This window comes from Mesorhizobium sp. B2-1-8, assembly GCF_006442545.2.
In the GTDB taxonomy this organism is placed as follows: Bacteria; Pseudomonadota; Alphaproteobacteria; order Rhizobiales; family Rhizobiaceae; genus Mesorhizobium.
Genome location: NZ_CP083952.1, coordinates 1386645 through 1412317 on the forward strand (window position 1 = coordinate 1386645; position 25673 = coordinate 1412317).

General features: G+C 63.4%; 34 protein-coding genes. 13 read left to right on the forward strand and 21 right to left on the reverse strand.

The genetic code is table 11. The annotated features are described in order from the left end of the window. The first annotated feature begins 99 nt into the window (after window positions 1-99). Complete coding sequence (locus tag FJ970_RS06745) at window positions 100-513, forward strand: lysozyme inhibitor LprI family protein (RefSeq protein WP_140754655.1); 414 nt, start codon at window positions 100-102, stop codon at window positions 511-513. Between the two features lie 12 nt (window positions 514-525). On the opposite strand, the gene FJ970_RS06750 is transcribed toward FJ970_RS06745, so the two are convergent. From FJ970_RS06750 to FJ970_RS06800, 11 genes are all read right to left on the reverse strand, one after another. Beyond that, the gene (locus FJ970_RS06750) at window positions 526-1602 is read right to left on the reverse strand and encodes a 5-(carboxyamino)imidazole ribonucleotide synthase (RefSeq protein ID WP_140754653.1); all 1077 of its coding nucleotides are present in this window, start codon (window positions 1600-1602) and stop codon (window positions 526-528) included. After that, on the reverse strand, window positions 1599-2096 hold the full coding sequence (purE, locus tag FJ970_RS06755) for a 5-(carboxyamino)imidazole ribonucleotide mutase (RefSeq protein ID WP_140754651.1): 498 nt from the start codon (window positions 2094-2096) through the stop codon (window positions 1599-1601). The genes FJ970_RS06750 and purE overlap by 4 nt, the downstream gene beginning before the upstream one ends. Window positions 2097-2194: 98 nt before the next feature. After that, window positions 2195-3097: an anti-sigma factor family protein gene (locus tag FJ970_RS06760; protein ID WP_140754649.1), complete on the reverse strand. Its 903-nt coding sequence runs from the start codon at window positions 3095-3097 to the stop codon at window positions 2195-2197. Further along, window positions 3094-3633, reverse strand: a complete 540-nt coding sequence (locus tag FJ970_RS06765; protein WP_140754647.1) for a sigma-70 family RNA polymerase sigma factor — start codon at window positions 3631-3633, stop codon at window positions 3094-3096. Before FJ970_RS06765 ends, FJ970_RS06760 begins: the two co-directional genes overlap by 4 nt. 43 nt (window positions 3634-3676) lie before the next feature. Beyond that, the gene (locus FJ970_RS06770) at window positions 3677-3898 is read right to left on the reverse strand and encodes a hypothetical protein (RefSeq protein ID WP_140754645.1); all 222 of its coding nucleotides are present in this window, start codon (window positions 3896-3898) and stop codon (window positions 3677-3679) included. 127 nt (window positions 3899-4025) lie between these two features. Continuing rightward, window positions 4026-5231: an aminotransferase class V-fold PLP-dependent enzyme gene (locus FJ970_RS06775; protein WP_140754643.1), complete on the reverse strand. Its 1206-nt coding sequence runs from the start codon at window positions 5229-5231 to the stop codon at window positions 4026-4028. A 26-nt stretch (window positions 5232-5257) separates the two neighbouring features. Continuing rightward, window positions 5258-5719 carry a RidA family protein gene (locus FJ970_RS06780; RefSeq protein ID WP_112100853.1) on the reverse strand — a complete coding sequence of 154 codons (462 nt, stop codon included), beginning with the start codon at window positions 5717-5719 and terminating at the stop codon, window positions 5258-5260. A gap of 37 nt (window positions 5720-5756) precedes the next feature. Then, entirely contained in the window at window positions 5757-6551 is a 795-nt protein-coding gene (locus tag FJ970_RS06785) for an amino acid ABC transporter ATP-binding protein (protein ID WP_140754641.1), read from the reverse strand. A 4-nt stretch (window positions 6552-6555) separates the two neighbouring features. Then, window positions 6556-7206, reverse strand: a complete 651-nt coding sequence (locus tag FJ970_RS06790; protein ID WP_140754639.1) for an amino acid ABC transporter permease — start codon at window positions 7204-7206, stop codon at window positions 6556-6558. A gap of 1 nt (window position 7207) precedes the next feature. Further along, window positions 7208-7873, reverse strand: coding sequence for an amino acid ABC transporter permease (locus tag FJ970_RS06795; RefSeq protein ID WP_140754637.1), 666 nt, complete (start codon window positions 7871-7873; stop codon window positions 7208-7210). Between the two features lie 77 nt (window positions 7874-7950). Further along, window positions 7951-8781: a transporter substrate-binding domain-containing protein gene (locus FJ970_RS06800; protein ID WP_181178233.1), complete on the reverse strand. Its 831-nt coding sequence runs from the start codon at window positions 8779-8781 to the stop codon at window positions 7951-7953. Between the two features lie 170 nt (window positions 8782-8951). Here FJ970_RS06800 and FJ970_RS06805 point away from each other — a divergent pair, with 170 nt between their 5' ends. Beyond that, window positions 8952-9740, forward strand: a complete 789-nt coding sequence (locus tag FJ970_RS06805) for an IclR family transcriptional regulator (RefSeq protein WP_140754633.1) — start codon at window positions 8952-8954, stop codon at window positions 9738-9740. 29 nt (window positions 9741-9769) lie between these two features. On the opposite strand, the gene FJ970_RS06810 is transcribed toward FJ970_RS06805, so the two are convergent. Further along, a complete protein-coding gene (locus tag FJ970_RS06810; RefSeq protein ID WP_140754631.1) occupies window positions 9770-9973 on the reverse strand; it encodes a YdcH family protein in 204 nt (67 codons plus the stop codon). 239 nt (window positions 9974-10212) lie between these two features. On the opposite strand from FJ970_RS06810, the gene FJ970_RS06815 reads away from it, so the two are divergent. From FJ970_RS06815 to FJ970_RS06825, 3 genes are all read left to right on the forward strand, one after another. Continuing rightward, on the forward strand, window positions 10213-10392 hold the full coding sequence (locus FJ970_RS06815) for a YdcH family protein (protein ID WP_127278461.1): 180 nt from the start codon (window positions 10213-10215) through the stop codon (window positions 10390-10392). Window positions 10393-10740: 348 nt separating this feature from the next. Beyond that, window positions 10741-11994 carry a flavodoxin-dependent (E)-4-hydroxy-3-methylbut-2-enyl-diphosphate synthase gene (gene ispG, locus FJ970_RS06820; RefSeq protein WP_140754629.1) on the forward strand — a complete coding sequence of 418 codons (1254 nt, stop codon included), beginning with the start codon at window positions 10741-10743 and terminating at the stop codon, window positions 11992-11994. Between the two features lie 5 nt (window positions 11995-11999). Further along, entirely contained in the window at window positions 12000-12854 is an 855-nt protein-coding gene (locus FJ970_RS06825) for a lytic transglycosylase domain-containing protein (RefSeq protein ID WP_140754627.1), read from the forward strand. A 33-nt stretch (window positions 12855-12887) separates the two neighbouring features. Here FJ970_RS06825 and FJ970_RS06830 read toward each other — a convergent pair whose 3' ends face one another. Continuing rightward, window positions 12888-13865 carry a DUF4034 domain-containing protein gene (locus tag FJ970_RS06830; protein WP_140754625.1) on the reverse strand — a complete coding sequence of 326 codons (978 nt, stop codon included), beginning with the start codon at window positions 13863-13865 and terminating at the stop codon, window positions 12888-12890. A 200-nt stretch (window positions 13866-14065) separates the two neighbouring features. On the opposite strand from FJ970_RS06830, the gene FJ970_RS06835 reads away from it, so the two are divergent. Together FJ970_RS06835 and FJ970_RS06840 are read left to right on the forward strand one after the other, a co-directional pair. Next, window positions 14066-14617, forward strand: a complete 552-nt coding sequence (locus FJ970_RS06835) for a phosphotransferase-like protein (protein ID WP_140754623.1) — start codon at window positions 14066-14068, stop codon at window positions 14615-14617. 51 nt (window positions 14618-14668) lie between these two features. After that, window positions 14669-15421, forward strand: coding sequence for a Stf0 family sulfotransferase (locus FJ970_RS06840; RefSeq protein WP_140754621.1), 753 nt, complete (start codon window positions 14669-14671; stop codon window positions 15419-15421). A gap of 15 nt (window positions 15422-15436) precedes the next feature. On the opposite strand, the gene FJ970_RS06845 is transcribed toward FJ970_RS06840, so the two are convergent. Continuing rightward, the gene (locus FJ970_RS06845; protein WP_140754619.1) at window positions 15437-17776 is read right to left on the reverse strand and encodes a response regulator; all 2340 of its coding nucleotides are present in this window, start codon (window positions 17774-17776) and stop codon (window positions 15437-15439) included. 110 nt (window positions 17777-17886) lie between these two features. Continuing rightward, window positions 17887-18804: a polyprenyl synthetase family protein gene (locus FJ970_RS06850; RefSeq protein ID WP_140754617.1), complete on the reverse strand. Its 918-nt coding sequence runs from the start codon at window positions 18802-18804 to the stop codon at window positions 17887-17889. Window positions 18805-18882: 78 nt separating this feature from the next. On the opposite strand from FJ970_RS06850, the gene FJ970_RS06855 reads away from it, so the two are divergent. The 3 genes from FJ970_RS06855 (at window position 18883) to FJ970_RS06865 (ending at window position 20618) form a co-directional block, all read left to right on the forward strand. Then, window positions 18883-19644 (forward strand): biosynthetic peptidoglycan transglycosylase, encoded by a 762-nt coding sequence (locus FJ970_RS06855; protein ID WP_140754615.1) that lies wholly within the window; start codon window positions 18883-18885, stop codon window positions 19642-19644. Between the two features lie 141 nt (window positions 19645-19785). Next, window positions 19786-19968, forward strand: a complete 183-nt coding sequence (gene rpmF, locus FJ970_RS06860) for a 50S ribosomal protein L32 (protein ID WP_008834724.1) — start codon at window positions 19786-19788, stop codon at window positions 19966-19968. A 248-nt stretch (window positions 19969-20216) separates the two neighbouring features. Next, window positions 20217-20618 carry a hypothetical protein gene (locus FJ970_RS06865; protein ID WP_140754613.1) on the forward strand — a complete coding sequence of 134 codons (402 nt, stop codon included), beginning with the start codon at window positions 20217-20219 and terminating at the stop codon, window positions 20616-20618. A 3-nt stretch (window positions 20619-20621) separates the two neighbouring features. On the opposite strand, the gene FJ970_RS06870 is transcribed toward FJ970_RS06865, so the two are convergent. The 3 genes from FJ970_RS06870 to FJ970_RS06880 all read right to left on the reverse strand — a co-directional run bounded on the left by FJ970_RS06870 (window position 20622) and on the right by FJ970_RS06880 (window position 22047). Beyond that, the gene (locus FJ970_RS06870) at window positions 20622-21053 is read right to left on the reverse strand and encodes a GlcG/HbpS family heme-binding protein (RefSeq protein WP_140754611.1); all 432 of its coding nucleotides are present in this window, start codon (window positions 21051-21053) and stop codon (window positions 20622-20624) included. 165 nt (window positions 21054-21218) lie between these two features. Beyond that, entirely contained in the window at window positions 21219-21452 is a 234-nt protein-coding gene (locus FJ970_RS06875; protein ID WP_135863133.1) for a hypothetical protein, read from the reverse strand. A gap of 76 nt (window positions 21453-21528) precedes the next feature. Then, window positions 21529-22047 carry a winged helix-turn-helix transcriptional regulator gene (locus FJ970_RS06880; RefSeq protein WP_140754609.1) on the reverse strand — a complete coding sequence of 173 codons (519 nt, stop codon included), beginning with the start codon at window positions 22045-22047 and terminating at the stop codon, window positions 21529-21531. Between the two features lie 261 nt (window positions 22048-22308). On the opposite strand from FJ970_RS06880, the gene FJ970_RS06885 reads away from it, so the two are divergent. From FJ970_RS06885 to FJ970_RS06895, 3 genes are read left to right on the forward strand one after another with little or no spacing between them, the layout of a single operon-like run. Further along, a complete protein-coding gene (locus tag FJ970_RS06885; protein ID WP_140754607.1) occupies window positions 22309-22965 on the forward strand; it encodes a glutathione S-transferase family protein in 657 nt (218 codons plus the stop codon). A gap of 4 nt (window positions 22966-22969) precedes the next feature. After that, complete coding sequence (locus tag FJ970_RS06890; RefSeq protein WP_135920007.1) at window positions 22970-23293, forward strand: ArsR/SmtB family transcription factor; 324 nt, start codon at window positions 22970-22972, stop codon at window positions 23291-23293. 13 nt (window positions 23294-23306) lie between these two features. After that, the gene (locus FJ970_RS06895; protein WP_227792046.1) at window positions 23307-23795 is read left to right on the forward strand and encodes an SRPBCC family protein; all 489 of its coding nucleotides are present in this window, start codon (window positions 23307-23309) and stop codon (window positions 23793-23795) included. Between the two features lie 32 nt (window positions 23796-23827). On the opposite strand, the gene FJ970_RS06900 is transcribed toward FJ970_RS06895, so the two are convergent. The 3 genes from FJ970_RS06900 to FJ970_RS06910 all read right to left on the reverse strand — a co-directional run bounded on the left by FJ970_RS06900 (window position 23828) and on the right by FJ970_RS06910 (window position 25653). After that, window positions 23828-24091 carry an ArsR/SmtB family transcription factor gene (locus tag FJ970_RS06900; RefSeq protein WP_140754603.1) on the reverse strand — a complete coding sequence of 88 codons (264 nt, stop codon included), beginning with the start codon at window positions 24089-24091 and terminating at the stop codon, window positions 23828-23830. Window positions 24092-24122: 31 nt separating this feature from the next. Further along, window positions 24123-25370, reverse strand: a complete 1248-nt coding sequence (locus FJ970_RS06905) for an MFS transporter (protein WP_140754601.1) — start codon at window positions 25368-25370, stop codon at window positions 24123-24125. A gap of 88 nt (window positions 25371-25458) precedes the next feature. Further along, complete coding sequence (locus FJ970_RS06910; protein ID WP_140754599.1) at window positions 25459-25653, reverse strand: DUF1192 domain-containing protein; 195 nt, start codon at window positions 25651-25653, stop codon at window positions 25459-25461. Window positions 25654-25673 lie beyond the last annotated feature (20 nt).

A 25673-nucleotide genomic window follows, 5' to 3' on the forward strand; every position in this document is an offset into this window, starting at 1 on the left:
CCGATATCATCAAATATCCGCCATGTCGGCCCCGTGGCATTGCGCGACCTCAGGCGGGCTGGGATCATGCCGCGACAATCAAGTGATTTGGGGACAAAGATGCGCCGAATTTTACTGTCCACCTGCCTTGTCGTCCTGGCGGCGAGCGCGGCTGCCCGAGCACAGGAATGCGACCGCTCCGACGACGGCCAGCAGATGATGAATATCTGTGCCGGTGAGGATTATCAGGCGGCCGACGCCAGGCTCAACAAGGCCTATCAGGATCTCATCGGCTCCGATGATGCCGATGGCAGGAAATTGCTACAGGCGGCGCAACGGGCCTGGATCGCCTTCCGGGACGCCGAGTGTACGCATTCCACCGCCGCCAGCCAGGGTGGGTCCATCCATGCCATGGAGGTCTCGCAATGCCTGACCAGGCTGACCAATGCTCGCATCAAGCAGCTCGCCGCCTCCGCCCACTGCGAGGAAGGCGATGCGGGCTGCGCCGGCGAGGACAGTGACGAGGTGCAATAGGCGCGTTTGGGATCAGCCGCGGCGGCTGATGCGGGTGAAATGGCCCATCTTGCGGCCGGGCCGGGCCTCGGCTTTGCCGTAGAGATGCAGCATAAGATCGGGCTCGGCGAGCAGGGCTGGAACGCGCAGCACGTCGTCGCCGATCAGGTTCTCCATCACGCAATCGGAATGGCGATCGGGGCTGCCAAGCGGCAGTCCGGCGATGGCGCGGATATTTTGCTCGAACTGCGAAACGATGCAGGCGGCTTCGGTCCAATGGCCGGAATTGTGGACACGAGGCGCGATCTCGTTGGCCAGCAGCGAACCGTCGGCCAGCACGAAGAACTCGACGCCGATCACGCCGACATAGTCGAGCGCGGATAATATCTTCGATGCCGCAACTCGTACCGCTACCGCCGTTTCGGGTTTGATGCCGGCCGGCAAGGTCGATGTGTGCAGAATACCGTCGCGGTGCACATTTTCGGCCGGATCATAGGCGGCGACAGTGCCGTCCAGGCCCCGCGCGGCGATGACGGAAATCTCGCGCTCGAACGGCACGAAGGCCTCCAGGATCAGCGGCACATTGCCCATCGCCTCGCAGGTGCCGGCGAAACTGCCGGCTTCCATGTTGCTGAAGACGCGCTGGCCCTTGCCGTCATAGCCCATGCGCCGCGTCTTCAGGATTCCGCTGCCGTCGAACGCCTTCAGCGCCGCCGTCAGTTCCTCGTCGGTGTCGACCTGATGGAACGCGGCGGTGGCGATACCGATGCCGTTGAGGAATGTCTTTTCGCTCACCCGGTCCTGCGCCACGTCAAGCGCACGCGCCGGCGGATAGACCGGCACCCTGGCGGCAAGCGCGGTTGCAGCGGCCACCGGAACGTTCTCGAACTCGTAGGTGACGACGGCGCTCGCCGCCGCCAGTTCGGCAAGCGCGGCCGGGTCGTCATAGGCGGCCGTGATCTGCCGGTTGGCGACCTGGGCGGCTGGGCAATCCGGCTGTGGCTCCAGCACGATGGTGCGGTAGCCGAGGCGGCCGGCGGCCATCGCCAGCATGCGGCCAAGCTGGCCGCCGCCAATGATGCCGATCGTCGATCCGGCGGGCAGGCTCACGGCGTGTCCGTCGGTTCTGCCGCGACCTTGGCGGTCTGCGAGGCGCGCCAGGCATCCAGCCGCGCGGCCAACTTGTCGTCGTTCAGCGCCAGCACGGCGGCGGCAAGGAGAGCCGCATTGGCAGCACCGGCCTTGCCGATGGCGAGCGTTCCGACAGGAATGCCGGCCGGCATCTGGACGATGGAGAGCAGCGAATCCTGGCCGGACAGCGCCTTCGATTCCACCGGTACGCCGAAAACCGGCAGTGGCGTCATCGCAGCCGTCATGCCGGGCAGATGCGCCGCGCCGCCCGCGCCGGCGATAATCACCTTGTAGCCGGCCGCCTTGGCGCCCTTGGCGAATTCATAGAGCCGGTCAGGCGTGCGGTGCGCCGAAATGATCAACCGTTTGTGGGGGACACCAAGCGCCTCCAGCGTCTCCGCCGCCTGGCGCATCGTCGCCCAGTCGGATTGGCTGCCCATGATGATGGCGACGTCGGCGCGTTGATCGTCCAAGCTTCTGCTCCCCGGCGACAAAGGCGCGCCTTAGCGGAATTCGCGCGGGGCCGCAAGGATTTCAGGCCACCGGCGAGATGCCGATGGCCGCATCCGGCTCACACCGCCGCCTTGCGGAAGCGGGCGACGAAGTCGTCGAGCTCGGGCCGCTCCATGTCGGAGATCGCCCAATAGGAGAAAGCACCGTCGCTCCAGTGCACCATCGAGAAGCCGCCCGAGGAAAGATCGTCCGGCTGGGTGACCTTGCCGCCCTGCTGCGGTTCGGCGACCAGCGTGATCAGGTGCTCGCGGTGGCGGTAGACCAGTGCCGGCACTGGTCGGCCTGATATCACCTCGACCCGGCCGCCGATGAGGACGAAACCGTCCTGAGCAAGGTCGGGCGCCGGCGGCGAGACGCCGATCCGGGCGTCGAGCCACGGCTTGACCGTATGGCGGTCGGACGAGACGATGTCGAGGGGACTCGCGGCAAGCAGGCTGCGGCGATGGCCGCTGGCGACAGCGGCGGCAAAGCCGTCATCCACGCCACTCTGCATGACCCATTGCGTCGCTCCACTGGCCAGCACCGCGCTGATCATGATCGACGCGGCCATGGCGCGCCAGTCGAACGAGCCGAAGCGGCGTGCCCTTGGCAATGTGCGCGCCTGCGAAGGACGCGTCCCCGCCTCCCGTCTCTGGCCTGCGCCGGCAATCAATCCCGGGAGCTTCGACGGCGTGCCACGCTGCGGCTGCGCCGCATCGGGCTCCTGCTGGTCGGTGCCCGCGAAACCAATCGCCGCGATGCGAGCCAGAAAGGCATCGCTGACTTCGGGGCGTGGCAAGCGGCTGACCGCGCCTCGCAAGGCAACGATACGGGCGTGCTCGGCGGCAAGCCGGGGATCGGCGGCGATGCGACGCTCCACGGCAAGGGCCGCCGCCGCATCGAGCTCGCCATCGACAAGGGCGTGGATCATCAGTCTGATACCTTCCGGATCATTGGGCAGTCCGTCGTCATGGCTGGTCATGGCGCTCTCCCCAGTTCAGATGCCAGCAGGCTACGGGCACGAGCCAGCCTGGACATCACCGTGCCCATCGGCACGTCGAGCATGGCAGCTATCTCGCGATAGCTGAGACCGTTGATGTCGCGCAGCACCAGCGTTTCGCGAAACGGCTGCGGCAGGGCAGCGATCGCCGCCTCGAGTGCCGCCGTATCGGCCCTGGCGATCAGGCTCGCTTCCGGGCCGTCCTCGTCGGACAGGCTGGTGCCATGGGCGGCGGCCATGTCGTCGAGATCGCCGAGATCGCCGACGGCCATCATGCCGCGCGGCCGGTTGCGCGCCATCCAGGTATAGGAGGTGTTGCGCACGATAGTCAGCAGCCAGGCACGGGCATTGCCGCCGGCATAGCCCGATATGCCGGCATGCGCCTTGATGCAGGCGTCCTGCACGACGTCCTCGGCATCGGCGGCATTGCCGGTCAGCCAGCGGGCAAGCGCCAGCGCGTCGCCGAGATGCGGCAGCACTACCTCGTTGAAGCGCTCTGCCAGGGCTCTCTCGCTCAAAGCAGCACCATGATCCCCTCCGGGATGGACTGGGCGTGCCGCCTCAAGATGCGACAGCGATTTTGCCTTGTCTGCAGGAGCAAAGCCCCCGGAAACGGGCGAAGTCGCCTGCCTTGCTGAAAGTGAATTCATCTGCGTCACCAGTGTCAAGCGCCATCAAAAGGAGGGGCGCCAAGGAGGAGTGACTGATGACGATCATGTTCGCCAGCGCATGACGGCGGCTGACGCCGCAGCCGTGTTCGCTGTGCTCGCGATGATGGGGCATGCCGATCTCCTCAACGCCAGCTTTGGCGTATGTCGAGGAGACTTGTTGAGGAGACGATTTATTCCCGCGTGGGCAAATCCGGCTGTTCACGGTCGCGTGATCAGCCGGTGCATGGTCGGTTTGGCGATCAATCCGGCCAGCGCAAGACGCCCGGCGAATCCTTGCGGGCGATTTTCATCGCGTCGGCCGGGCGATCCTTGGCGGTCAGCACGGCGCGCAGCCGTTCGGCGACGATTTCCGCCTCGCCGGGATGGAGGTTGCAGGGGTCGAGGAAAAAGTGGCCGCGCTCGACCTCGTGGTTGCGCACGATGATCGGCGGCGAGCCGGCGGCAAGCGCCGAGGCGAGCCCTGCCGCGGTGAAGCGGCTCTCCGGCGAGACGAAGATTTGCAGCCGGTCGAGTGGATTGGCTGTCGGGTCCGGAATAATGTTGGCGGCGATGCCGGGCAGCCCCTGCAGCGCATCCTTCCACAGATTGAGCGCCGCCTCCTCGCGCCGGCGGATGCCGGCATGGTCGCGCTTCTCCCAGGCTTCGAGCGCCGCCATGGTGCCGGCGATGCTTTCCTTGCCGACCTTCATGGCGCGGGCGACGCCGCGGTTCTGCAGATAGGCCGATCGCACCAGATCCTTTCGGCCGGTGACGATGCCGCTGGTCGGTCCGCTGAGGAATTTGTGGCCGCTGTAGACGACGACGTCGGCGCCGCGCGCCAGGAAACCGCGCAGATCATATTCGGACGCGGCGTCGACGATGACAGGCACGCCCTTGGCGTGGCAGATCTCGCAGAATTCCTCCAGCGAGAGCATGCCATACTGCACGGTGTGGTGGGCGACGACATAGAGGCCCGCCGCCGTGCGCTCGCTGATCGCCTCGCGCACATGGTAGTCCTGCGTGACGCTGACCGTGCCGGCGGGCACCACCCTGGCGCCGGCGACGCGGACCGACTGGTCGATCGGCGCGCCATAGTTGACGATGTGGCCAAGCTGGATGACGACCTCGCACTTGAGGTCGCCGGTGTCGTCGGGCAGACGCTCGATGGCAAGCAGGCTGGTTCCCGTCATTGCGCCGGCAATCGCCATGGTGATGCCGCTGGCGCAGCAGGCGGTGATGAAACCGGCCTCGCCGCCGGTGAGGCGCGCGACGACCGTGCTCGCGGCACGTTGCAGATCGTCCATTTCCACCCATTGCGAGGCCATTTCGGCCATGGCGCTGATGGCTTCCGGGACGATGATCGAGGCGCCGAGCGCGGTCATGGTGCCGGAGACGTTGATGATCGGCCTCAAGCCCAGCCGTTCGCGGATGGTGGTGTTTGAGCCGGTGTCGGAATAGGTTTTCATGTGAGCTAATCCCGTGGGGTGGCAGGTCAGGCGGCGATCTCGACGACCGCTTCGATTTCAACGGTGATGTTTCCAGGCAGCGAGCCGACGCCGATCGCCGAACGGGCATGGCCGCCGATCTTGTCGAAGACATCGGCGAACAGGTCCGAACAGCCATTGACCACCTTTGGATGGTCGCTGAAGGTCGGCGTCGCGTTGACGAAGCCGAGCAGCTTGACGACACGCACGATGCGGCCGAGATCGCCGGCAGCGGCATGCATGACAGCAAGCAGGTTGAGCCCGGTCAGGCGGGCATGCTGATAGGCCTGCTCGACCGTCACATCGTCGCCCACCTTGCCGGTGCAAAGCGTGCCGTCGGCGCGCAATGGCCCCTGGCCGGAGAGGAAGATCAGCCGGCCGCTTTCGGCGTGCGTGACGAAGTTGGCGATGGGCGTCGGCGGCTCGGGCAGCGTCAGGCCGAGTTCGGCGAGCCTGGTATAAGGCGTCATGGATGAAGGCTCCTTGGGCGGCCTTGGCCGCCTGAGTTTAGAAATGCGAGGCGCGGAAGCGCGCCAGGAAAGTGCGGAGGCGTTCGTTGGTGGTCTCCGCCGCGAGGATCTCCTTCGGCGGTCCGACGGCGCTGACGCCGCCATCGGCCATGAAGACGATGCGGCTCGAAGCGTCGCGGGCGAAGGCCATTTCGTGCGTCACCATCAGCATCGTCATGCCGTCCTCGGCGAGGCTGCGCACCACGGCCAGCACTTCGCCGACCAGTTCGGGATCGAGGGCGGAGGTGATTTCGTCGAGCAGCAGGATCTTCGGTTCCATGGCCACGGCGCGGGCGATGCCGACGCGCTGCTGCTGGCCGCCGGACAGTTCGGCCGGGAGGCTGTCGGCCTTGTGGGCGAGGCCGACGCGGCCGAGCCAGTGTTCGGCGATCGACCGCGCCTCGGCCTCGCTCTTTCCCCGCACCTTGGTCAAGCCCAGCATGATGTTGCCGGCGGCCGTCAGGTGGGGGAACAGGTTGAAGCTCTGGAACACCATGCCGGTCTCGGCGCGCATGGCGGCAAGATCGCGCTCGCTGCGGCGCTGGCGCGTCCCGGCCTCGCGATAGCCGACCTCCTTGCCGTCGATGCGGATCGAGCCGCTGTCGTAGCTTTCGAGGAAGTTGACGCAGCGCAGCAACGTGGTCTTGCCGCTGCCGGAAGGGCCGATGACGGTGACCACCTCGCCGCGCTTCACCTGAAGGCTGACGGAGCGCAACACCTCGACGGCGCCGAAGGCTTTCGAGACATCGCGCACGTCGAGCAGCGCGGGACTGGCGTTCGAGGTTTCGGACATCGTGCTATTCCCGGATGAAGGAGAAACGCCGCTCGAGCCGCCGGCTGGCGAGCGAGAGTGCGTAGTTGACCGCGAAATAGATGAGCGCGCCCAGTATATAGAGCGGCATCGCTTCATAGGTGCGGCCGATGACCTGGTTGATGGCCTGCATCAAATCGGTGATGCCGAGCAGCGACACCAGCGCGCTGCCCTTGACCGCGTCAGTGACGCCATTGATCCAAGGCGGCAGGAAGCGCCTGAAGGCCTGCGGAAAGATGACGTAGGTGAGCCGTTGGCGAAAGGTCAGCCCGATCGCCATCGCGGCTTCGGACTGTCCCTTCGGGATCGAGCCGACCGCGCCCCTGAGATACTCGATGACCTGCGCCGTCTTGAACAGAGTGAGCGCGAAAACCGCGGCCCAGAACGACGGCAGATGCAGCCCGATCGCGGGCAGGCCGTAATAGACGAAGAACATCAGCACCAGGATCGGAATGCCGCGAATGGTGTCCGAGAAGATGCGCACCGCCCAGCGCAGCGGCATTGGTCCATAGACCAGGCCGACGCCCAGCAGCACGCCGGCGATGAGCGACAGAACCACGACCAGCAACGAGACCCACAAGGTCACGGCGAAGCCTGCGGCAAGGAAGGGCAGTGCATAGAGGATCTGGCTCAGCATGTCAGCGCGCCGCCCTGAACCGGCGCTCGACGAGCCGCAGCCCAAAAAGCAGCACGTATCCCGTCACCAGATACATCGCGGTGGTGACCAGGTAGACCTCGACGATGCGGAAAGTGTTGAAGTTGATCCACTGGGCGCCGAAGGTGAGTTCGGGCACCGAGATGACCGAGGCGATCGAGGTGTCCTTGAACAGCGAGATGAAGGTGTTGGATAGCGCCGGCAGCGTGATGCGCAGCATGGTCGGCAGGCGCACATGCAGCAGCCTTTGCCAGGGCGTGAGGCCGATCGCCTTGCCGGCGTCGAGCTGGCCGCGTGGGACAGCCTCGAGCCCGGAGCGAAATACCTCGACCAGATAGGCGCCGCTATAGACCGACAGGGTCAATACAAACGAGGTTGGTGCGCTGTAGGCCAGGTCGACCACGGTCGGCAGGCCGTAGAAGACGAGATAGACCAGCAGGATCAGGGGCACGTTGCGGATGAATTCGACATAAGCCGCGATCACCGCCCGCACCACGCGTCCGGCCGAGACATACCAGACCGCGAGCACCAGCCCGATGACGACACCGATGGCGATCGAGATCACGGCGAGCTCGAGGCTGAGCAGCAGGCCGCCCCACAGCTTGTCGAAATGCCGCCAGATCAGGTTGAAATTGAGCGTATAGCCCATGCGCCTCTCTCGGTGCCGAGCGATTCAAGGATAGGCTGCGGGGGAAGAACGCTCAAGACGCTCTTCCCCCGGCTGGGTCAGATGACCGGGAAGCCGGGATGGCGTGCCGGCGGTTCCTGGCCGAAATAGTCCTTGAATGCGGCGTCGTAGAGCGCCGTCTCATGGCCGAACATGGCGATGGTGAAGGTCTGGTCGACATAGGTCAGCCAGTCGAGATCGCCTTGCCGAAGTGCGGCTCCGTAGAGCATCGAGTACCAGCTCTTGCCGGCATCGAAATACTTGTCAGGGTTGCGCGAGGCGAGCCAGCGCACTGTGGAGAGGTCGACGGCGGCGGCGTCGGCGCGCTTGGACTCCAGCGCCTGCAGCACGTTGGCCTGGGTGTCGATCTGCAGCACCTGCGCCTGTGGCAGAGCGTAGTGGACCGAGTTTTCGGCGTCGACATTCTGCAGGATGGAAATGCGGGTCGCCGAACCGCCGGCCAGCAGCTTGTCGAAGGTCTTGTTCTCGGCTGTCGGCAGCGTCAGCAAGGCAACGCCTTCGACATAGTAGGGCCGGGAGAAATTGATCAGCTGCGAGCGCTGCGCCGTCATCGTCATGAATTGGATGGTGATGTCGACCTTGTTGGTGGTGACGTTGGGAATACGCTGGGCCGGGTCCTGCATGACGAACTCGACCTTGGTCGGATCGTCGAAAAGGCCCTTGGCCAGGATGCGACCCATGGTGATGTCCATGCCGACCAGTTCGCCGGCATCGTTCTCGAAGTGCCAGGGGGCGTTGGTGCTGCCGGTGCCGACAATAAGCTTGCCGCGGTCAAGCACCGTGCGCAGCAGGCTGTCGGATGCGGCTTGCGCGGCGGCCTTCTGGGCATCGACGGTTGCCAGCACGCCGGCCGTCGCAAGTCCCGCCATTCCTAATTTCAGAAAATCACGTCTTCCGGATGTGTCGTTCACGGCAACCTCCTTTCGTGTTGTGTTCCCCTATGCACAGGCCATACACGCGACAGTGATCGTCAAGGATTGTCTCTTACAAGAGACGCGTGTATCCTGTACAAGACAGATACTAACACCGGGAATCGACAATGCAAGATGGTAGCGTTTTGGCCGTGTCAGCCGACGAGAAGACGGCGGGCTCCCGTGAAAAGGGTCTCAACCGGGTCCTGGAGATCCTGGAGTTCCTTCATATGACGCAGCGCGCGATCGGCATTGGCGATCTCGCCAAGGGGGTCAATGCGCCGCGTTCGACGACCTACACGCTGGTGCGGTCGCTGGTCGATGCCGGCCTGCTGGAAATGGCCGGCGACGGCAACCGCGTCTATTTCGGCAAGAAGCTCTACCTCTACGGAATGGACTATGTGCGCGGCAACGACCTGTTGCGGCGCGGGCGCCAAGAGGTCGATCATCTGTCGCGCGAGACCGGCGAGACCTCGGAACTGTGCATGCTGCAGAGCGGCCGCTACACGATCGTCCATTCCAGCCCCGGCACCAGGCCGTTCCGCATCAGTTCGGCCACCGGCCTGCAGATACCGCTGCCCTGGACTGCCTCGGGCCGGCTGCTGCTTGCGGGGCTGGAGAGAGCGGCGATCGAAGCCATGGTGTCGGACGACGATCTCGTGCTTCCCGACGGCCGCAAGCTGCGGCTCGAAGATTTCATCGCCGATATCGCAAAGGCAGGGGTGACCGGCTATTGCGTCACCTCGGGCCTGGTCGACGCCTATACGAAATGCCTCGCCGTACCGGTCTTTTCAGCGCCAGGCAAGGTCGAGGCGACGATGTGCCTGGTGGTTCCGATCGATACGTCGGAGGAGCGGACCGCCGATCTCATCGGCCTGTTGCGCGGCCGCGCCGCCGGGCTTTCGATCGGCGGATAGGCGGAAAGTGCCAACCGGGGTCTCGCGTCTCAGGCGATGATGTCTGGAATGATCTTGTCTTCCAGCTTCATCAGCCGGTCCTTGAGGGCCAGCTTCTTCTTTTTCATGCGCTGGATCTGCAGCGGGTCGCAATTCGTGGCGATCATCGCGTTGATCGCGGCATCGAAATCGGCGTGCTCCTGCTTCAGCCGGGAAAATTCGAGGCGAGTATCGGCCTGTTCCTGATCGGACATTCTCTACCGTCTGCACGTCTGCGGCGCCCAAAACTGGGCCTGATTGGGCGGGGGCGGCAATTTCTGCCACCGGCGCGCAGCCCATATCACATTTCATCTTGTCGTGGAATGCTACCACGCAGCATTCGACATCGCTGCCCGATGGTGGCACACTGTCATTGTGCCGTCACAGATGCGACCTGCGGTGGACGTGCCTTTGACGGCTGCAATCGAGGAAACCATGAAAGGGAGAACCAATCATGTCTCTTGCATCCCATCTTGATGAGTTGCAGCGGAAACACGGCGACATCGAACGCGAAATCGATGACGCGATGAACCACCCATCGGTGGACGACCTCGAGATCGTAAATCTCAAGCGACGCAAGCTGGCACTCAAGGATGCGATTGAGAAACTGAGGGCGCAACCAACCACGCATTGATCCTCACCTGACATAGCCGCTCATCACTGGCGGTCTTCCTTGCCGGCGGCGCCAGCCGCCGGTGCAGTGGTTTTAAATTCAGCGCTTCCGCAAGTCGAAGCTAATATTCGTCAGGCCAATTTATGCCCGGCCGCCGTCAGGTCGTGCGCTGTTTCAGGTCCCTAGCCGGCACCAATTGCTGCCAGTGGCGACCTGTCGCCATTGACAAGCCATCTTTGCTCCTCCACCTCATGCCCGGACTTCAGCGCATCGGACCCGGCTTGTGCGTCCAAGCGGACGCACGGGCTTCAGAGAGACGCATAGCGCTCCAGAGAGACGCATGGCGCTCAGAGACAAAAGGCTGCCGGCATGACCGGATATTTTTCTTCACCTTTCCCCCGCCGCACTTCGGTCGGCGTCGATGTCGGTGGCGTGGTCGTCGGCGGCGGCGCACCTGTCGTCGTCCAGTCGATGACCAATACCGACACCGCCGATATCGACCAGACGGTCGCGCAAGTCGCGGCGCTGCATCGCGCCGGCTCCGAGATCGTGCGCATCACCGTCGACCGAGACGAGAGTGCGGCCGCCGTGCCGCGCATCCACGAGCGACTGTTGCGGCTCGGCATCGATGTGCCGCTGGTCGGCGACTTCCACTATATCGGCCACAAGCTGCTGGCCGACCATCCGGCCTGCGCCGAGGCACTGGCCAAGTACCGCATCAATCCCGGCAATGTCGGTTTCAAGGACAAGAAGGACCGGCAGTTCACCGATATCGTCGAGATGGCGATCAAGCACGACAAGCCGGTACGCATCGGCGTCAACTGGGGCTCGCTCGACCAGGAGCTGTTGACCCGGCTGATGGACGACAACCAGGACAAGGGTTTCCCCCTGACGGCGCAGGAAGTGACGCGTGAGGCGATCGTGCAGTCGGCGATCCTGTCGGCCGAGATGGCCGAAGAGATTGGCCTCAGCCGCGAAAAAATCATCCTGTCGGCCAAGGTCAGTGGCGTGCAGGACCTGATCGCCGTCTACACCGAACTCGCCACCCGCTCCAACCACGCGCTGCATCTCGGCCTCACCGAAGCCGGCATGGGTTCCAAAGGCATCGTTGCCTCTTCCGCCGCCATGGGCATCCTCCTGCAGCAAGGCATCGGCGACACCATCCGCATCTCGCTGACGCCGGAGCCCAATGGCGACCGCACCCGCGAAGTGCAGGTGTCGCAGGAACTGCTGCAGACCATGGGCTTCCGGCAGTTCGTGCCGATCGTCGCGGCCTGCCCCGGCTGCGGCCGCACCACCTCCACCGTGTTTCAGGAACTGGCTCAGAACATCCAGGCGGACCTGCGCAAGAACATGCCGGTGTGGCGTGAGAAATATCCGGGCGTCGAGAACCTCAAGGTCGCGGTGATGGGCTGCATCGTCAACGGCCCGGGGGAATCCAAGCATGCCGATATCGGCATTTCGCTGCCCGGCACCGGCGAGACGCCGACCGCGCCGGTCTTCGTCGACGGCAAGAAGGCGGCGACGCTGCGCGGGCCGTCGATCGCGGCGGATTTCGAGAAAATGGTCGCCGATTATATCGAACAGAGGTTCGGTCAGGGCGGCAAGGCCGCGGCAGAGTAGGTCAAATGCGGCGTTTCCCCTGGGCGACGCTGATTTTCCTGTGTGGCATGGCCTTGTCGACGCTTGCCGAGGCCGATCCGCCGCAATCGGCCAAGCAGCGGCTGATCGATAAGGTCTGCAACCTGATCCAGGCGCATGCCGACCAGAACGGTCTGCCCCGAGACTTTTTCGCCCGCCTTATCTGGAAGGAAAGCCGTTTCGATCCCAATGCCGTCAGCCCCGTGGGCGCCGAAGGCATCGCCCAGTTCATGCCGGGCACCGCCAAGATGCGGGGGTTGGAAAATTCCTTCGACATCAACGAGGCGATCCCCGCATCGGCCAGGTATCTCGCCGAAATGAAGACCAGCTATGGCAATCTCGGCCTAGCGGCGGCCGCCTACAACGCCGGCGAGAGCCGGGTGTCGCGCTGGCTGAATTCCGGCGGCTTCCTGCCGATGGAGACGGAAAGCTATGTGTTCGACGTGATGGGCGAGCCGGTCGACAAGTTCGCCGACCGCGCCTATGCCGGAAAAGTCGAGCCACTCGATGCCAAGCTGGATTTCGCGGTCGCCTGCCGCAAGCTGCCGGTGATCATGTCGAAGACCGTGGCGATGGCCTCGATCAACATCAAGCCATGGGGCGTCCAGGTGGCGGGTAATTTCCGTCGCAGCGCCGCGATCAGCCAATGGCTCAGGGTGCGGGGCCGTTTTCCGGCCCTGCTTGCCGGGCATGATCCGGTGGTGAGCCGGGTGCGCACGCCGATCGGCCGGCGCGGCATCTACGCCGTCAGAATCGGGATCAACGACCGCGCTGCCGCCAATGTCATCTGCCAGAAACTGCAAAGCGTGGGCGGTGCGTGCGTGGTGGTGCGAAACCGGTAGTGACAATGTGACGACCTGTTTTTGGGTGACGGCCTATTTTTGGCTATCGTCGCTCGCCAATTCCTGGCAACCGTGGACCATGTCCCCCTTCCATTGCCGTGGGATGATCCTTCCGTCAAGCCGAGCAAAGGCTTTCTGGGTGGTGCTCGCGTCAAGTGAAACACAAGCGAAGCGCGCCCAAGCATTGATGTTCCAGTCATCTGGATACTGCTTGATCAAATCTTCAAATCCGGCATTGATCTGTGGCCAATCGACCGTTGATCCCCGAAAATGCCGGGCGCCCAGAACTTCATCCATCGCATACCAATATCCTCGAGCGTAGAAGCCGATCCCATCCTCGGGCTTGGTCATCGCCACGGCATACTCAATCACTTTACGAACAGCATCGAGGCTTCCGCCCCACATTGGAGATTTGTGTCGGATGGCAACGAAGTATGACTGGTAGTAATAAGGTTCTTTCGTCGCAGCTTCATCCAGGAGCGCGTCGAATTTTGCCTCAGGCCAATTTTCCCCGTTTGCCACATCCAACATCGCCGCATACCAATGTGGGTCCGATGATGCGATAGCCTTGCTGGCTTCAAGTTGGCGACGAGCCTTGCCCAGGTATTTCAGATAGCCCGGCCATCTCTCCGGCGGTACCGAAGGGGCGTAGCCGTCGCCTCGAATGAAGAAGGCATGCCGGGACAGCAAAATTGCATATGCGATGTATGCGGACTTCGATTCCGGCGCCTCGTCGATCCATTTTTTTACCTGCTCCTCAAGGCGATAGAGAGATTGCTCATCGCCGGCAGGATCGTATCCAAGTATATCAATTGCGTTGTAGAATTTGGTAAGTTTCCACAATCCGCTGGGAGTTCGAGTTTTTCCGTTGCGATATTCATCGGCAATCTGGTCGAGTTCCTTGAAATTTCCGTCGAGAAAAGCGGCTTTGACATTGTCGAAAATGCCTTGTGTCTCGGAAATCTCGTCCGCGTGCCCGCTCGTTGCAAAAAGAAATGCCAGTATTATCAAAGCCGCTTGAAAAAAATCGCATAGTCAGTCTCCAAAAATGGCTGCCGACGATTGCACGCTTCGGTTGACGTCAGCGTTAATTGCTAATGGCAATTTTGATAGATTGTCTGGATAGTATTTGATCGGAGCAAAACAGCTGAGCCTGACGTGATACCACGTGGGTCAGGCCTCGATGCTGATGTTAAGAGGTGCATTTGACCATGACCGCCAGGATCGTTGTGCTCAACGGCGTCGGCAGCGCCGGCAAATCCTCGATTGCCCGGGCTTTGCAGGCAATAACCGCCGAGCCGTTCCTGCATGTCCAGATGGACAGCTTTCTCGAGATGCTGCCCGATGCCCTGCAGCACCATGCCGAAGGCTTCTCCTATGAAACCATCTGGCAGAACGGCAAGCCTTCGGTGGTGATCAGGACCGGGCCGACCGGGGCGCGGACGCTGCGCGGCATGCGCCATGCCATTGCGGCCATGGCCGGACAGGGCAACAATCTCATTGTCGATGACGTGCTCTGCAATGGCGAAATATCGGAATATGTCGACTTGCTGTCGGCCTTCGAGCTCCATCTGGTCGGTGTCATGGCGCCTCTGGAGGTGATCGAGGCGCGCGAAGAGCTGCGAGCCGGCAGGTTGGCGGGGCTGGCGCGTTGGCAATATGATCGCTTGCACAAGGGGATATGCTACGATCTCGAAGTCGACACGAGCCTGCTGACGCCGCTGGAATGCGCCGGTCGCATCCAGCAACGATTTCAGCTATAGCGGCGGCCACCATCTTCCCCTGGGCAGCAGCCCTGTCATGCGCGAGCGCCCATGTTCGACGGATATATCCTCTGCGGCACGCCCAGAACCGGCAGCACCCTGCTGTGCAAGCTGCTGGCGGCCACCGGAACGACCGCCGATCCCCACTCATTCTATCGGAGGCAGGATATATCGGAGTGGGCCGAGGACTGGGGACTGCCGGCTCGCGACACGATGGGCGAGCCTGAATTCCAGCTTGCCTATCTCAATGCGGCAATCACTGCCGGGAAGGGTGGCACTGAAATCTTCGGCTTGCGCCTGATGCGGGAAAATCTGGAGGAGCTTTCGGCGATCCTCGACCGGATTTTTCCGGGGCTTGCGTCGGACAAAGCGCGTTTCGAGAAGGCTTTTGGCCGTGTCCTTTACATACACCTGTCGCGCGAAAACAAGCTCGCGCAGGCCGTCTCCCTGATCAAGGCACAGCAAACCGGTCTTTGGCATATCGCCCCCGACGGAACCGAAATCGAAAGGGTGGGGCCTGCCAGGGAACCTCACTATGATTTCGAGCGCATCAAGGGCGAGGTCGACGAGCTGGAAGCCTATGACACCGCCTGGAACACCTGGTTCGCGCAACAGGGCATAGCGCCATTGCGGATCGGCTATGAGCGCCTTGCCGCCGAGCCGGCCGCGGCATTGCTACGCATTTGCGAAGCCCTGGGCGTCCGGGCGCCGGATGCCCAGCATGTCAGGCCCGGCGTGGCGAAGCTCGCCGACGAGACAAGCCTGGACTGGATGCGCCGCTTTCATCTGGACGCAGCCGTCTGAGGCGTTGATGGGTGGTCACGCCGTCTTGGCCACCACCGTCTCGCTGAGCCAGGTGCCGATCTTGGCGCCAAGGCGATCGGGCGAAACGGGCTTGGGCAGATAGTCGTCCATGCCGGCCTCGATGCACTTGTCGCGGTCGCCCTTCAGCGCATGCGCGGTGACGCCGATGATCGGGATGTGGCCGCCCGACGACGCCTCGATAGCCCGGATGGCGCGTGTCGCCTCGTAGCCGTTCATTTCCGGCATCGACACGTCCATCAGAACCAGTCTCGGATGCAGCGACCGGTACATCTCGACCGCGGTGCGGCCATTGCCGGCGATACGGTAGCTCAGGCCGAGCCCATTGAGGATCTGGCCGAACACCATCTGGTTCACGTCATTGTCCTCGGCGATGAGGATGTCGATCGGGCTGTTCGGCGCGGCATTCAAGTCTGGCACCGGAGCGGCCGGTACGGCGGGGCCCCGGATAACCGTGAAGGCCGGCGGAGTCGCCTGAGGCTTCGGTTGGACCGGCTCGCGAACGAACCGCGCCTTGCCGACCTGCGAGCGCGCTTTCTGGATGACCGAGATGACCGTGCCGAGCAGGACCGCCGACCGCGCCGGCTTGGTCAGATGCGCCGCAATGCCGAAATCAATGATCATCTTGCCGAAATCGACCTGGTCGACCGAGGTCAGGATAACGACCGGAATGGTGGACAGCCGGCTGTCGGCGGCGATGGCCCGGGCGACATCGGCGCCGTTCATGCCAGGCATCTGATAGTCGAGGATGATGCAATCGACGCTGGCGCCGAGTTGGCAGGCGCGATCGAGGAAGGCGAGGCCCACCGCGCCGCTTTCGGCGGCGGCGCAGTCGAAGCTCCAGCTTCTGAGCTGTTCGAGCAGGATCTCGCGGTTGACCGGATTGTCATCGATGACCAGCACGCGCGCGCCGGTGACGTCCACCGGCACGATCGCGTCGCGCGCCTCGGCACGATGGACCGGCAGCGGCACGGCGAACCAGAAGACGGAGCCGCGGCCGATCTCGCTTTCGACGCCGATCTTGCCGGACATCAGGTCGACGAGACGGGCGGCGATGGCGAGTCCGAGGCCGGTGCCTTCGTGACGGCGAGTCGAGGAGCCGTCGACCTGCGCGAACTTCTCGAACACGTTCTGCAATTTCTCGGCCGGGATGCCGATGCCGGTGTCTTCGACGCGCAGCTTGAGCTGGACGACGTCGTTGACGGTTTCGCCGCCGACATCGATCAGCACATGGCCCTTCTCGGTGAATTTAACCGCATTGCCGACCAGGTTGGTGACGATCTGCCGAAAGCGGCCGGCATCGCCGACGACATAGGCCGGCAACCTTGGGTCGACGCGCACGATGAGTTCCAGGTTCTTCTCGGCGACACGCGCCGAGACAAGCGTTGCCACATCCTCCACCGCTTCCGAAAGGCGGAAAGGAGCAGGGTCGAGCGTCAGCTGCCCGGCATTGATCTTCGAGAAATCGAGAATGTCGTTGATGATGGTGAGCAGCGCGTTGCCCGATTTGACGATGACGTCGGTGAAGGTCTTCTGGCGCGGGTTCAGCTCGGTCTTGGCCAGCAATTCGGCCATGCCAAGCACGCCGTTCATCGGCGTGCGGATCTCGTGGCTCATGTTGGCCAGGAATTCCGACTTGGCGCGGTCGGCGGCCTCGGCCTTGAACAAGGATTCGGCCGACTGGGCAAAGGCGCGGCGGATCGCCTGCTCCATCGGCCGGAAGATCCAGAAAGCGACGATGGCCAGGACGGTGAACAACAGGCCGCTCGCCCACAAAAGCAGCCGGTCGCTGGAGGCGTCCGCCAGATGGCGTTCGTCGTCCATGGCGGTGCGGACACGCACCAGCATGGGCTGAACGAACAGGTCGTTCTGGTTGCGGATTTCGCGAGAGCTCCATTCGTCGGTCTTTTGCGCCACCGACATCAGGTTGAAGTTGCGAACCATGTCACGCGGCGACCAGAACAGATCGCCATTGACTGAAGCGGCCGCGAGCTCATCGACGGTCTTGGCCGACAGGCGCGGACGTATCGCGGCCAGTTGTGCGGTCAGCGTCTCGATCTCACCGGTCAGACGTTCGGAATGGTCGCGCGCCGAAGCCGTCAGCGCATCGCGCGTCTCGATCCGCCAGGCGGAACCGGTTGTCTCGGCGAAGCTGGTGGCGTTGCGCAGGTCGCGGGTGAAAACGACGAGGTTGCTGCTCAGCGCATCGATTTCATGGCGCAAGGAATTGACGCGATTGAGCGCACCCATGATGGCGGCTGAAGCCAGCGCGAAAACCAACAATCCTGAGAGATAACGTATCCGGACGGACCGGATGAAGGAAGAATATTCCGGCATGCGCAACCCCAACACATACGCATTCTAAGAATTGGGATTACGCTTCATTTACATTAAGATTTCGTTGGCACAACCACAGGTGCAATGCGCGACCCGATAGGGGCCTGCCGTCAGCTGTCGCGGGTTGCCACGAAGGTCGCGGCGGCCTTCAGCAGGGCCGCCTTTTCGCCATAGGGTTCGAGCAGCGCGTGCGCCTGGCCGACGAGGCCGTCGAGCTGCTTGCGTGCCCAATCCGCGCCGTGCAAGGCCACCAGCGTACCCTTGCCGGCGGCGGCATCCTTGCCGGTCGCCTTGCCCATCTGCCTGGCGTCGGCCGTCAAGTCCAGCAGGTCGTCGGCGAGCTGGAAGGCAAGGCCGATCGCCGACCCGAACTCGGCCAGCCGTTCGCGGTCATCCGACTGTGCGCCGGCCAGGATTGCACCCGCCTCGCAGGCGAAGCGGATCAAGGCCCCGGTCTTCATCGCCTGCAGCCGGATGATGCCGGCCTCGTCCGGTCGCACCTGCTCGGCTTCGAGATCGAGCTTCTGGCCGCCGACCATGCCGCCGGCCCCGGCGGCGCGGGCCAGCGCCAGCACAAGGGCTGCGCGCCGCTGGGCCGGCAGCGCGGTCGCTTCGGCGGCGAGGATATCGAAGGCGAGCGTCAGCAGTGCGTCGCCGGCCAGGATTGCGGTGGCCTCGTCGAAGGCCTTGTGCACGGTCGGCTGGCCGCGGCGCAGGTCATCGTCATCCATCGCCGGCAGGTCGTCATGAATCAGCGAATAGCAATGCACGCATTCGAGTGCCGCCGCGACGCGCAGCGCCGCTTCGCCATCGGCGGAGAACAGGCCCGCACTCTCCATGACCAGGAAGGGGCGCAGGCGCTTGCCGCCGTTCAGCACGCCATGGCGCATCGCCGCCATCAGGCGATCGGGCCGCGCGATCTCGCCCGATAGCGGGCGATCGTCGAGCAACCGACGCAGCATCACCTCGACGGCGGCCGCGCGCCTGATGAGCGCCATTTCGAACGCCATTTCGTCCTCATTCGTCATGGCCGGGACCGGTAGCCGACACTCAGACGTTGCGCAAGAAGGCAAGCGCCATTATGCCGGAGCAAGGAGAAGTACGGGTTGGGCGGCTTGGCGGAACCGATCGTCGATCATGATACCGAAAAGCTGGACATGGCGACGAGATCGCGAGGCGTGAACCGCCGCAGTCTCAGGCGCTGGGTCCGGCGTGGCATCGTCGTGGCCGCCGTGCTGGCGCTTATCCCGGTGGCACTGACCTTTCTCTACCTGCCGTCCTTCGTGCATCCGGTATCGACGCTGATGCTGAAGGACCTTGCTACCTTCTCCGGCTACGACCGGCGCTGGGTTTCCATTGATGACGTGGCGCCCGTGCTCGCCCATTCGGTCATCATGTCGGAGGACGGGCAGTTCTGCTTCCACCGCGGCGTCGATCTCGGCGAGCTCAGGAGCGTCGTCGACGATGCGCTGGCCGGCGAGGCGACGCGCGGCGCCTCGACCATCACCATGCAAACGGTGAAGAACCTGTTCCTCTGGTCGCGGCCGCTGGGCAGCGTGCGCAAGATCGTCGAACTGCCGCTGGCCGTCTATTTCGACGCGGTGATGTCGAAACGGCGCATCATGGAGATCTATCTCAACATCGCCGAATGGGGGCCAGGCATCTACGGCATCGAGGCGGCGGCGCAGCACCATTTCGGCATTTCCGCAAAGCAGTTGTCGCGGCGGCAGGCCGCGTTGCTCGCCGTCACGCTGCCCAATCCGATCGCCCGCAATCCGGCAAAACCCGGGCCGGGCCTCAGACGGCTCGCCAACCTGATCGAGCGGCGCGCCGGCCGCTCAGGCGCTTATGTCGGCTGTCTCGACTAGCCGGTACAAAAAAGATTCACCGCAGTGCTGGCCAAAACGGTGTCAGGCGTGTATAGGCACCCGACTTTCTCAGATTTAGGCCCCGACATGGCCCTTTCACGAGGGCGGGCGGGGCTTTTGACCATGTAGTGGAGCATATCCATGGCCGTTCCGAAACGCAAAACCTCTCCGTCCAAGCGCGGCATGCGCCGCTCGGCCGACGCCCTCAAGGCCCCGACCTATGTCGAGGACAAGAATTCCGGCGAAATGCGCCGCCCGCACCACATCGACCTGAAGACCGGCATGTATCGCGGTCGCCAGGTGCTGACGCCCAAGGAAAGCTGAGCCCAGCTTTCCGAAGGTTAGAGTTGCAAAAGACCGGCCGCTGGCCGGTTTTTTTACGTTGGTTCGCCGTACGCGCCGGCTACTTCAAGCGCTGAGCTTTCGTCTCTCGTTTCTCCATGTCGGCCGGGCAACCGGCTGACGTGGTTGTTGCATCCGGTCTTCGACCGTGTTTGCGACCGCGCACGAAAAATCTTGACGCCGTGCCTGCGGCGCATTCTACAGAAGGTGCCCCCATATGGAGACGCCAGATGTTCGGTGCCGTCCCGCTTTTGATCGTGCCTTTCGTGCTCTACAATCTCGGCCTGCTCGGTATATTCGGCGGCGGCGACGATCCGTGGGCGAGCGAGATATTCTCGTTCCGCATGATGTCGGGCGGCGTGTTCTCGATGACGCTCGGCGACCTGATCGTGCTGATCGGGCTGATCTTCCTGTTCCTCGAAATGGTGAAGTCGGCGCGCACGACCACGGCGTCGATCATGGACCATCTCCTGTCGACGCTTGTCTTCGTCGCTTTCCTGGTCGAGTTCCTGCTGGTGAAGGGTGCGGCGCACTCCATCTTCTTCACGCTGATGATCATCGCGCTGTTCGACGTGATGGCCGGTTTCGCGGTGTCGATGCGGTCGGCCAGCCGCGACATCAATTTGAATTGAGCCTCAGCCCGGATCGGCGTTGAAGCCGGCGGCTTCGATGCCGGCAATCGCGGCCGCCTCGTCATTGTCCGACGTGTCGCCGGAAATGCCGACGGCGCCAATGATGGCGCCGGCCTTGTCGCGGATCAGCACGCCGCCGACGACCGGCAGCACGCGTCCCCCCGACACGTCGGAAATGCCGGCAACCAGATGCGGCCGCTCCTTGGCGAAAGCCTCGACCTTGCGCGAGCCCATGCCGATCGCCAGCGCGCCATAGGCCTTGCCCGCCGACATTTGCGGGCGCAGGAACGAAGCGCCGTCCTGGCGCTGGAAGGCGACCAGGTGTCCGCCGGCGTCGAGCACCGAGACGCCGAGCGGCTTGAGCTTGAGATCGGTGCCGCTGGCGAAGGCGGCATTGATGATCTCGACGGCTTTTTCGAGCGACAACGCGGTCATGGCAATCTCCTGTTGAATAACCCGATCATCGGCGGCCAGCCGGGCGAGGCAATCCCGGTTTTGGTTGAAATTGCTTCCCGTGAAGCAGCGGGATGAAGGCGCACCTGTCCGATGGCGTCACGACCGCTCGGTTCATGGCGAGGAATTGGCGGAGAGGCGGGAGCGTTACTTTTTCTTGGCGCGGGCCGGCTTCTTGGCGGGGGCGGCAGGCGTGTTGGCCAGATCTTCGGCTTCCTTGGCGAGCCGTAGCGCCCGCAGCTTGTCGGTCTTGGCCTTGCGGGCGTCGCTCTCGGCGACATACTCGGCCATGGCCTTCTGACGGACCGTCGCCGCCTCTTCCTGCTTCTTGAAGCGCAGATCGGCACGCGCGCGGGCAGTGTCCCTAGAGTTCTCAACCAAGAGTCTATCCAATCCCGTCACGTGTGATTTCCGTCCCTTGTAGCAGAGCCGGCCTCTCAACGGGGAAAATAGTTGGTCAGGCGGCCGGGCTGGCGCTGCGGGCCTTTCCGGCGACGACCGCCTCATAGGCGGCCTGCAGCGTCGCGCGGACAGAGGGGCCGGGCGCATTGAGGGGGGTGCCGAGGTGCTCATGGCGCAACTCGTCCATGAATTTCTCCCACATCGGCGGTCCGCCCTTTTCCAGGAGTTCGGCGCGGATCGAAAGTTCCTCGCTGGTCGGCAGCCAGACGCGGCCCCAGGCGCCGAGATGGGCCAGGATGGGCACCAGCGTGATGGCCATCTCGGTCAGGCTGTAGATCGCCTTCTGCTTGTGACTGGGATCGTCCGCCTTGGTCAGCATCCCGAGCTCCATCAGCCGCTTCAACCGGTCTGCGAGGATGTTGGAGGCAATACCTTCCATCGACCCATTGAGCAGTTCACGAAAATGGCGCCTGCCGCCGAAAATCATGTCGCGCAGGATGATCAGGCTCCAGCGGTCGCCGAACACCTCGAGCGAGAGGTTGATCGGGCAGCCGGACCGGCGATCGAGGGTCATTCGATTTTTCTCCACAAAACCGGTTGCATTATCGTACCGGTCTTAGTATCGTGCAACCGATTGCAAAATGCAAGCAGACTGAGGGGGGCCATAAATCCGGTGCTGCTGCTGATCATGGGCGCGATGGCCTCGGTGGCCGGAGGCCATCGTCGCGCACGTCCGATCCAGTTGAGACTTCGCGGGTGAGCCTTGACGAGCGAGGCTTGCCGCAATAGTTAAGTGAATGCTTCAGTGTTGCCGCAAAAACAGACGAGAACAAGAATGTCCCTGATCCTGCATTTCCATCCGCTGGCTTCCTTCTGCTGGAAGCCGCTGATCGCGCTCTACGAGAACGACACGGCCTTCGAGCCGGTCATCGTCGACCTTGGCGACGAGCAATCGCGCGCGGCTTTCCTGAAGATTTCGCCGACCGGCAAGATGCCGGCGCTGCGCGACGATAGGCGCGACCGCACGGTGCTGGAATCGACCATCGTCGTGGAATATCTGGCCGCGCACTATCCGGGACCGGTCGACCTCGTTCCCGCCGGCATCGACCTGGCGCTGGCGGTCCGCCAGGCCGACCGCTTCTATGATTTCTATGTGCAGGAACCGATGCAAAAGATCGTCGGTGACAGGTTGCGGCCGCAGGGCGAGACCGATCCATTCGGTGTCGAGCAGGCGCGCGGCCAGTTGCGCAATTCCTACGCCATCATCGAACGGGAGATGCAGTCGAGAGAATGGGCTGTGGGCGATGCCTTCACCATGGCCGATTGCGCGGCGTCTCCGGCACTCTTCTACGCCAACAAGGTCGAGCCGTTCGGCGACAACTATCCCGCCGTGAAGCGCTATCACGACCGCTTGCTGCAGCGCGCCGCCTTCATCAGGGTGATCGAGGAGGCGCAGCCCTATTTCAAGTTCTTCCCCTACAACAACGGCTGATCGCGTGTTGCACGATCCGGCCCAGCTCGACCTGATGTTCCAGGCGCTCGCAGATCCGGCGCGACGGCAGATGGTCGACCGGTTGTCACGCGGCCCCGCCTCGGTGAGCCAATTGGCCGAGCCGCTGGCGATGTCGCTGTCGGCGGTCGTCCAGCACCTCAACCTCCTTGAGGCGAGCGGCCTCGTGCGCACGCAGAAGGTCGGGCGGGTGCGCACCTGCCAGATCGATCCGAAGGCGCTGCGAGCGGCCGAGCACTGGATCAATGAGCGGCGCCTGTCATGGGAGCGCCGGCTGGATCGGCTCGGCGATTTCCTGGCCGAGAGCTAGAGAGGAATATGTCATGTCGAAGATCGAGGAAGGTTTCATGACTGAACGATCCGTTGTCCATTCCACCTTTGTCGTCGAGCGGAGTTATCCGGTGGCACCGGCGAAAGTCTTCTCCGCGTTCAGCAGCCCGGATGCCAAGCGGCGCTGGTTCGTCGATCCCCATGACCCGGCGCCAAGCCAGCACGAGATGGACTTCCGCGTCGGCGGCAAGGAGGTCAATGCCGGCTGCCCGAGCGATGGGCAGATGCATTTCTTCAACGCGGTCTATCAGGACATCGTGCCGGACCAGCGCATCGTCTATAGCTATGAGTTGCTGTTCGGCGAAACCCGTGTCTCGGTGTCGCTGGCGACGATCGAATTTGTGGCGGAAAGCGGCGGCACGCGGCTTGTGATGACGGAGCAGGGGGCCTTCTTCGATGGCCACGACACCCCGGCCACGCGCGAGCATGGAACGGGCGAACTGCTAGACGCGCTCGACGCTTTCGTGAATTCGCAGTCCTGAACCAGCGGGTCGGGTGCGGCGTCGAGAACTGATCAGGCTTCCCAGAATTGATCGAGCCAGATGTTGAGTCTCAGGAAGCCGGCATTGCTCACCGTATAGACACGCCGCGTGCCTTCAGGTTTGGCATTGACCAGTCCGGCGTCGAGCAACACTTTCAGATGCTGTGATACGGCCGGGCGGGAGACTGGCAGCCCGGCCGCCAATTCGTTGACGGTCTTCGGACCGCGTCGAAGTTCTTCCAGAAGATGGCGCCGGTTGGGGTCGGCGATCGCCATGAAGGCGTCGGAAAACATCATGCTTCATTTGTGAGGCAAAGTTTTTCAAATCTCAACTGTTTGCTTCTGCTTTTCTTCTCGGATCGAGCCGCAATGCTTCCGGGGTCACCGAGCGGTCGGCCGGCTGCGTCTTGAAGGCATCGCGGTCTTCGATCGGCACCGGCGCGCGACGGCTGATGCGCAGCAGCGTGTAACCAGCCAGCGACAGGTGCGCGAAGGCGGTCGCCAGGAACAAGCCCTCCGGGCGCATCCAGCCCATCAGCGCCGCCGCCAGCAACGGGCCGATCATGGTGCCGAAGCCGTAAAGCAACAGCAGTCCACCCGATACCTTGACGAAATCCTCCGACCGCGCGTGGTCGTTGGCATGCGCCACGGCGATCGAATAGAGCGTGTAGGCGAAAGCGCCATAAGCGGCGGTGAAGATGATGACGAAGATGCCAGAGCGCGGTTCGAACAGGAAGATCATGAGTGCGAATAGCGCGGCGCCGAATGCGGCGCCGGCCAGCACGAAACGCCGGTCGGTCTTGTCGGAGAGGCGCCCGGCCGGAAGCTGCATGGCGGCACCGGCAACGACCACAAGGCTCATCATCAAGGCGATCTCGGCAGTCGGGATGCCGATGCGGGCACCGTAGACCGCGCCTAGCGTGCCCCAGGCGCCGTTGGCGATGCCGATCAGCACGCAGGCGATCGCCGACACGGGTGAGTTGGCATAGAGCCCCTTGACGTCGAGCTTGACGTCCTGCAGCGGCTTGGGGTGGGACGCCGTCGACACAGCGGTCGGGATCAGCGAGAGGCAGAACAGGATGCCGGTGATCATGAACAGCGATGCCGATTTGACGTCGCCGCCGGCGACGATCATCTGGCCGCCCATGATCGAGGCGTAGGTCACCATCATGTAGAGGCCGAAGACGGTGCCGCGGTTCTCGTTGGTGGCTTTCTCGTTCAGCCAGCTTTCGATGACCATGAAGGCACCGGCCATGGTGAAACCGGTAAAGGCGCGCAGCAGGATCCAGACATATTCGTCGATGATCAGGCCGGTGAGCAGCGCCACGATGGCACCCGACGCTGCAAAGGCACCGAACGCGCGCACATGTCCGGCTCGGCGCACGATGCGCGGCGCAAAGAAACAGCCGGTGACGAAGCCGCCGGCCCAGGCCGTGCCCATCAGGCCGAGCGAAGCGGTCGAAAACCCTTCCACCTGGCCGCGCAGGGGCAACAGCAGCCCGTGCAGTCCCGATGCCGCCAGAAGGAAGGCGGTGCCGCGAAGCAGGGAAAGGATCGGTCTGTAGGCTGCGAGCATTTTTTGATCCGGCTGAGGACTGGGAGGGACGCAGGTTCGAAGACAGTCGCATTCGGGCTTTTCGGCGGCGGACGGTTACCGCAGCGAATTATCCGCGGCGGAACAGCGCCTCGGCGGCCGACTTGGTATTGTCCTTGCTCTTGAGTTCGGCTTCCAGCCTGGCGATCTCGTCGCGCAGGATGCCGATGCGCTCGGACAGTTCCCCGACGGAAAGCAGCGACAGGTCCTGCCCGATCTCGTGCGGGCGCGCCTTCTTCTTGGGTTCGTCGTCGAAGATCGCCATCGTTGCTCCTCCTCCGCCAG

Excerpts from the sequence above, each read along its gene's own strand:
- FJ970_RS06745 (WP_140754655.1), top strand. The coding sequence starts at position 100 with ATGCGCCGAATTTTACTGTCCACCTGCCTTGTCGTCCTGGCGGCGAGC.
- FJ970_RS06760 (WP_140754649.1), bottom strand. The coding sequence starts at position 3,097 with ATGACCAGCCATGACGACGGACTGCCCAATGATCCGGAAGGTATCAGA.
- FJ970_RS06770 (WP_140754645.1), bottom strand. The coding sequence starts at position 3,898 with ATGCCCCATCATCGCGAGCACAGCGAACACGGCTGCGGCGTCAGCCGC.
- FJ970_RS06775 (WP_140754643.1), bottom strand. The coding sequence starts at position 5,231 with ATGAAAACCTATTCCGACACCGGCTCAAACACCACCATCCGCGAACGG.
- FJ970_RS06780 (WP_112100853.1), bottom strand. The coding sequence starts at position 5,719 with ATGACGCCTTATACCAGGCTCGCCGAACTCGGCCTGACGCTGCCCGAG.
- FJ970_RS06785 (WP_140754641.1), bottom strand. The coding sequence starts at position 6,551 with ATGTCCGAAACCTCGAACGCCAGTCCCGCGCTGCTCGACGTGCGCGAT.
- FJ970_RS06790 (WP_140754639.1), bottom strand. The coding sequence starts at position 7,206 with ATGCTGAGCCAGATCCTCTATGCACTGCCCTTCCTTGCCGCAGGCTTC.
- FJ970_RS06795 (WP_140754637.1), bottom strand. The coding sequence starts at position 7,873 with ATGGGCTATACGCTCAATTTCAACCTGATCTGGCGGCATTTCGACAAG.
- FJ970_RS06800 (WP_181178233.1), bottom strand. The coding sequence starts at position 8,781 with ATGGCGGGACTTGCGACGGCCGGCGTGCTGGCAACCGTCGATGCCCAG.
- FJ970_RS06805 (WP_140754633.1), top strand. The coding sequence starts at position 8,952 with ATGCAAGATGGTAGCGTTTTGGCCGTGTCAGCCGACGAGAAGACGGCG.
- FJ970_RS06810 (WP_140754631.1), bottom strand. The coding sequence starts at position 9,973 with ATGTCCGATCAGGAACAGGCCGATACTCGCCTCGAATTTTCCCGGCTG.
- FJ970_RS06815 (WP_127278461.1), top strand. The coding sequence starts at position 10,213 with ATGTCTCTTGCATCCCATCTTGATGAGTTGCAGCGGAAACACGGCGAC.
- ispG (WP_140754629.1), top strand. The coding sequence starts at position 10,741 with ATGACCGGATATTTTTCTTCACCTTTCCCCCGCCGCACTTCGGTCGGC.
- FJ970_RS06825 (WP_140754627.1), top strand. The coding sequence starts at position 12,000 with ATGCGGCGTTTCCCCTGGGCGACGCTGATTTTCCTGTGTGGCATGGCC.
- FJ970_RS06835 (WP_140754623.1), top strand. The coding sequence starts at position 14,066 with ATGACCGCCAGGATCGTTGTGCTCAACGGCGTCGGCAGCGCCGGCAAA.
- FJ970_RS06840 (WP_140754621.1), top strand. The coding sequence starts at position 14,669 with ATGTTCGACGGATATATCCTCTGCGGCACGCCCAGAACCGGCAGCACC.
- FJ970_RS06845 (WP_140754619.1), bottom strand. The coding sequence starts at position 17,776 with ATGCCGGAATATTCTTCCTTCATCCGGTCCGTCCGGATACGTTATCTC.
- FJ970_RS06850 (WP_140754617.1), bottom strand. The coding sequence starts at position 18,804 with ATGACGAATGAGGACGAAATGGCGTTCGAAATGGCGCTCATCAGGCGC.
- rpmF (WP_008834724.1), top strand. The coding sequence starts at position 19,786 with ATGGCCGTTCCGAAACGCAAAACCTCTCCGTCCAAGCGCGGCATGCGC.
- FJ970_RS06865 (WP_140754613.1), top strand. The coding sequence starts at position 20,217 with ATGTTCGGTGCCGTCCCGCTTTTGATCGTGCCTTTCGTGCTCTACAAT.
- FJ970_RS06870 (WP_140754611.1), bottom strand. The coding sequence starts at position 21,053 with ATGACCGCGTTGTCGCTCGAAAAAGCCGTCGAGATCATCAATGCCGCC.
- FJ970_RS06880 (WP_140754609.1), bottom strand. The coding sequence starts at position 22,047 with ATGACCCTCGATCGCCGGTCCGGCTGCCCGATCAACCTCTCGCTCGAG.
- FJ970_RS06885 (WP_140754607.1), top strand. The coding sequence starts at position 22,309 with ATGTCCCTGATCCTGCATTTCCATCCGCTGGCTTCCTTCTGCTGGAAG.
- FJ970_RS06895 (WP_227792046.1), top strand. The coding sequence starts at position 23,307 with ATGTCGAAGATCGAGGAAGGTTTCATGACTGAACGATCCGTTGTCCAT.
- FJ970_RS06900 (WP_140754603.1), bottom strand. The coding sequence starts at position 24,091 with ATGATGTTTTCCGACGCCTTCATGGCGATCGCCGACCCCAACCGGCGC.
- FJ970_RS06905 (WP_140754601.1), bottom strand. The coding sequence starts at position 25,370 with ATGCTCGCAGCCTACAGACCGATCCTTTCCCTGCTTCGCGGCACCGCC.
- FJ970_RS06910 (WP_140754599.1), bottom strand. The coding sequence starts at position 25,653 with ATGGCGATCTTCGACGACGAACCCAAGAAGAAGGCGCGCCCGCACGAG.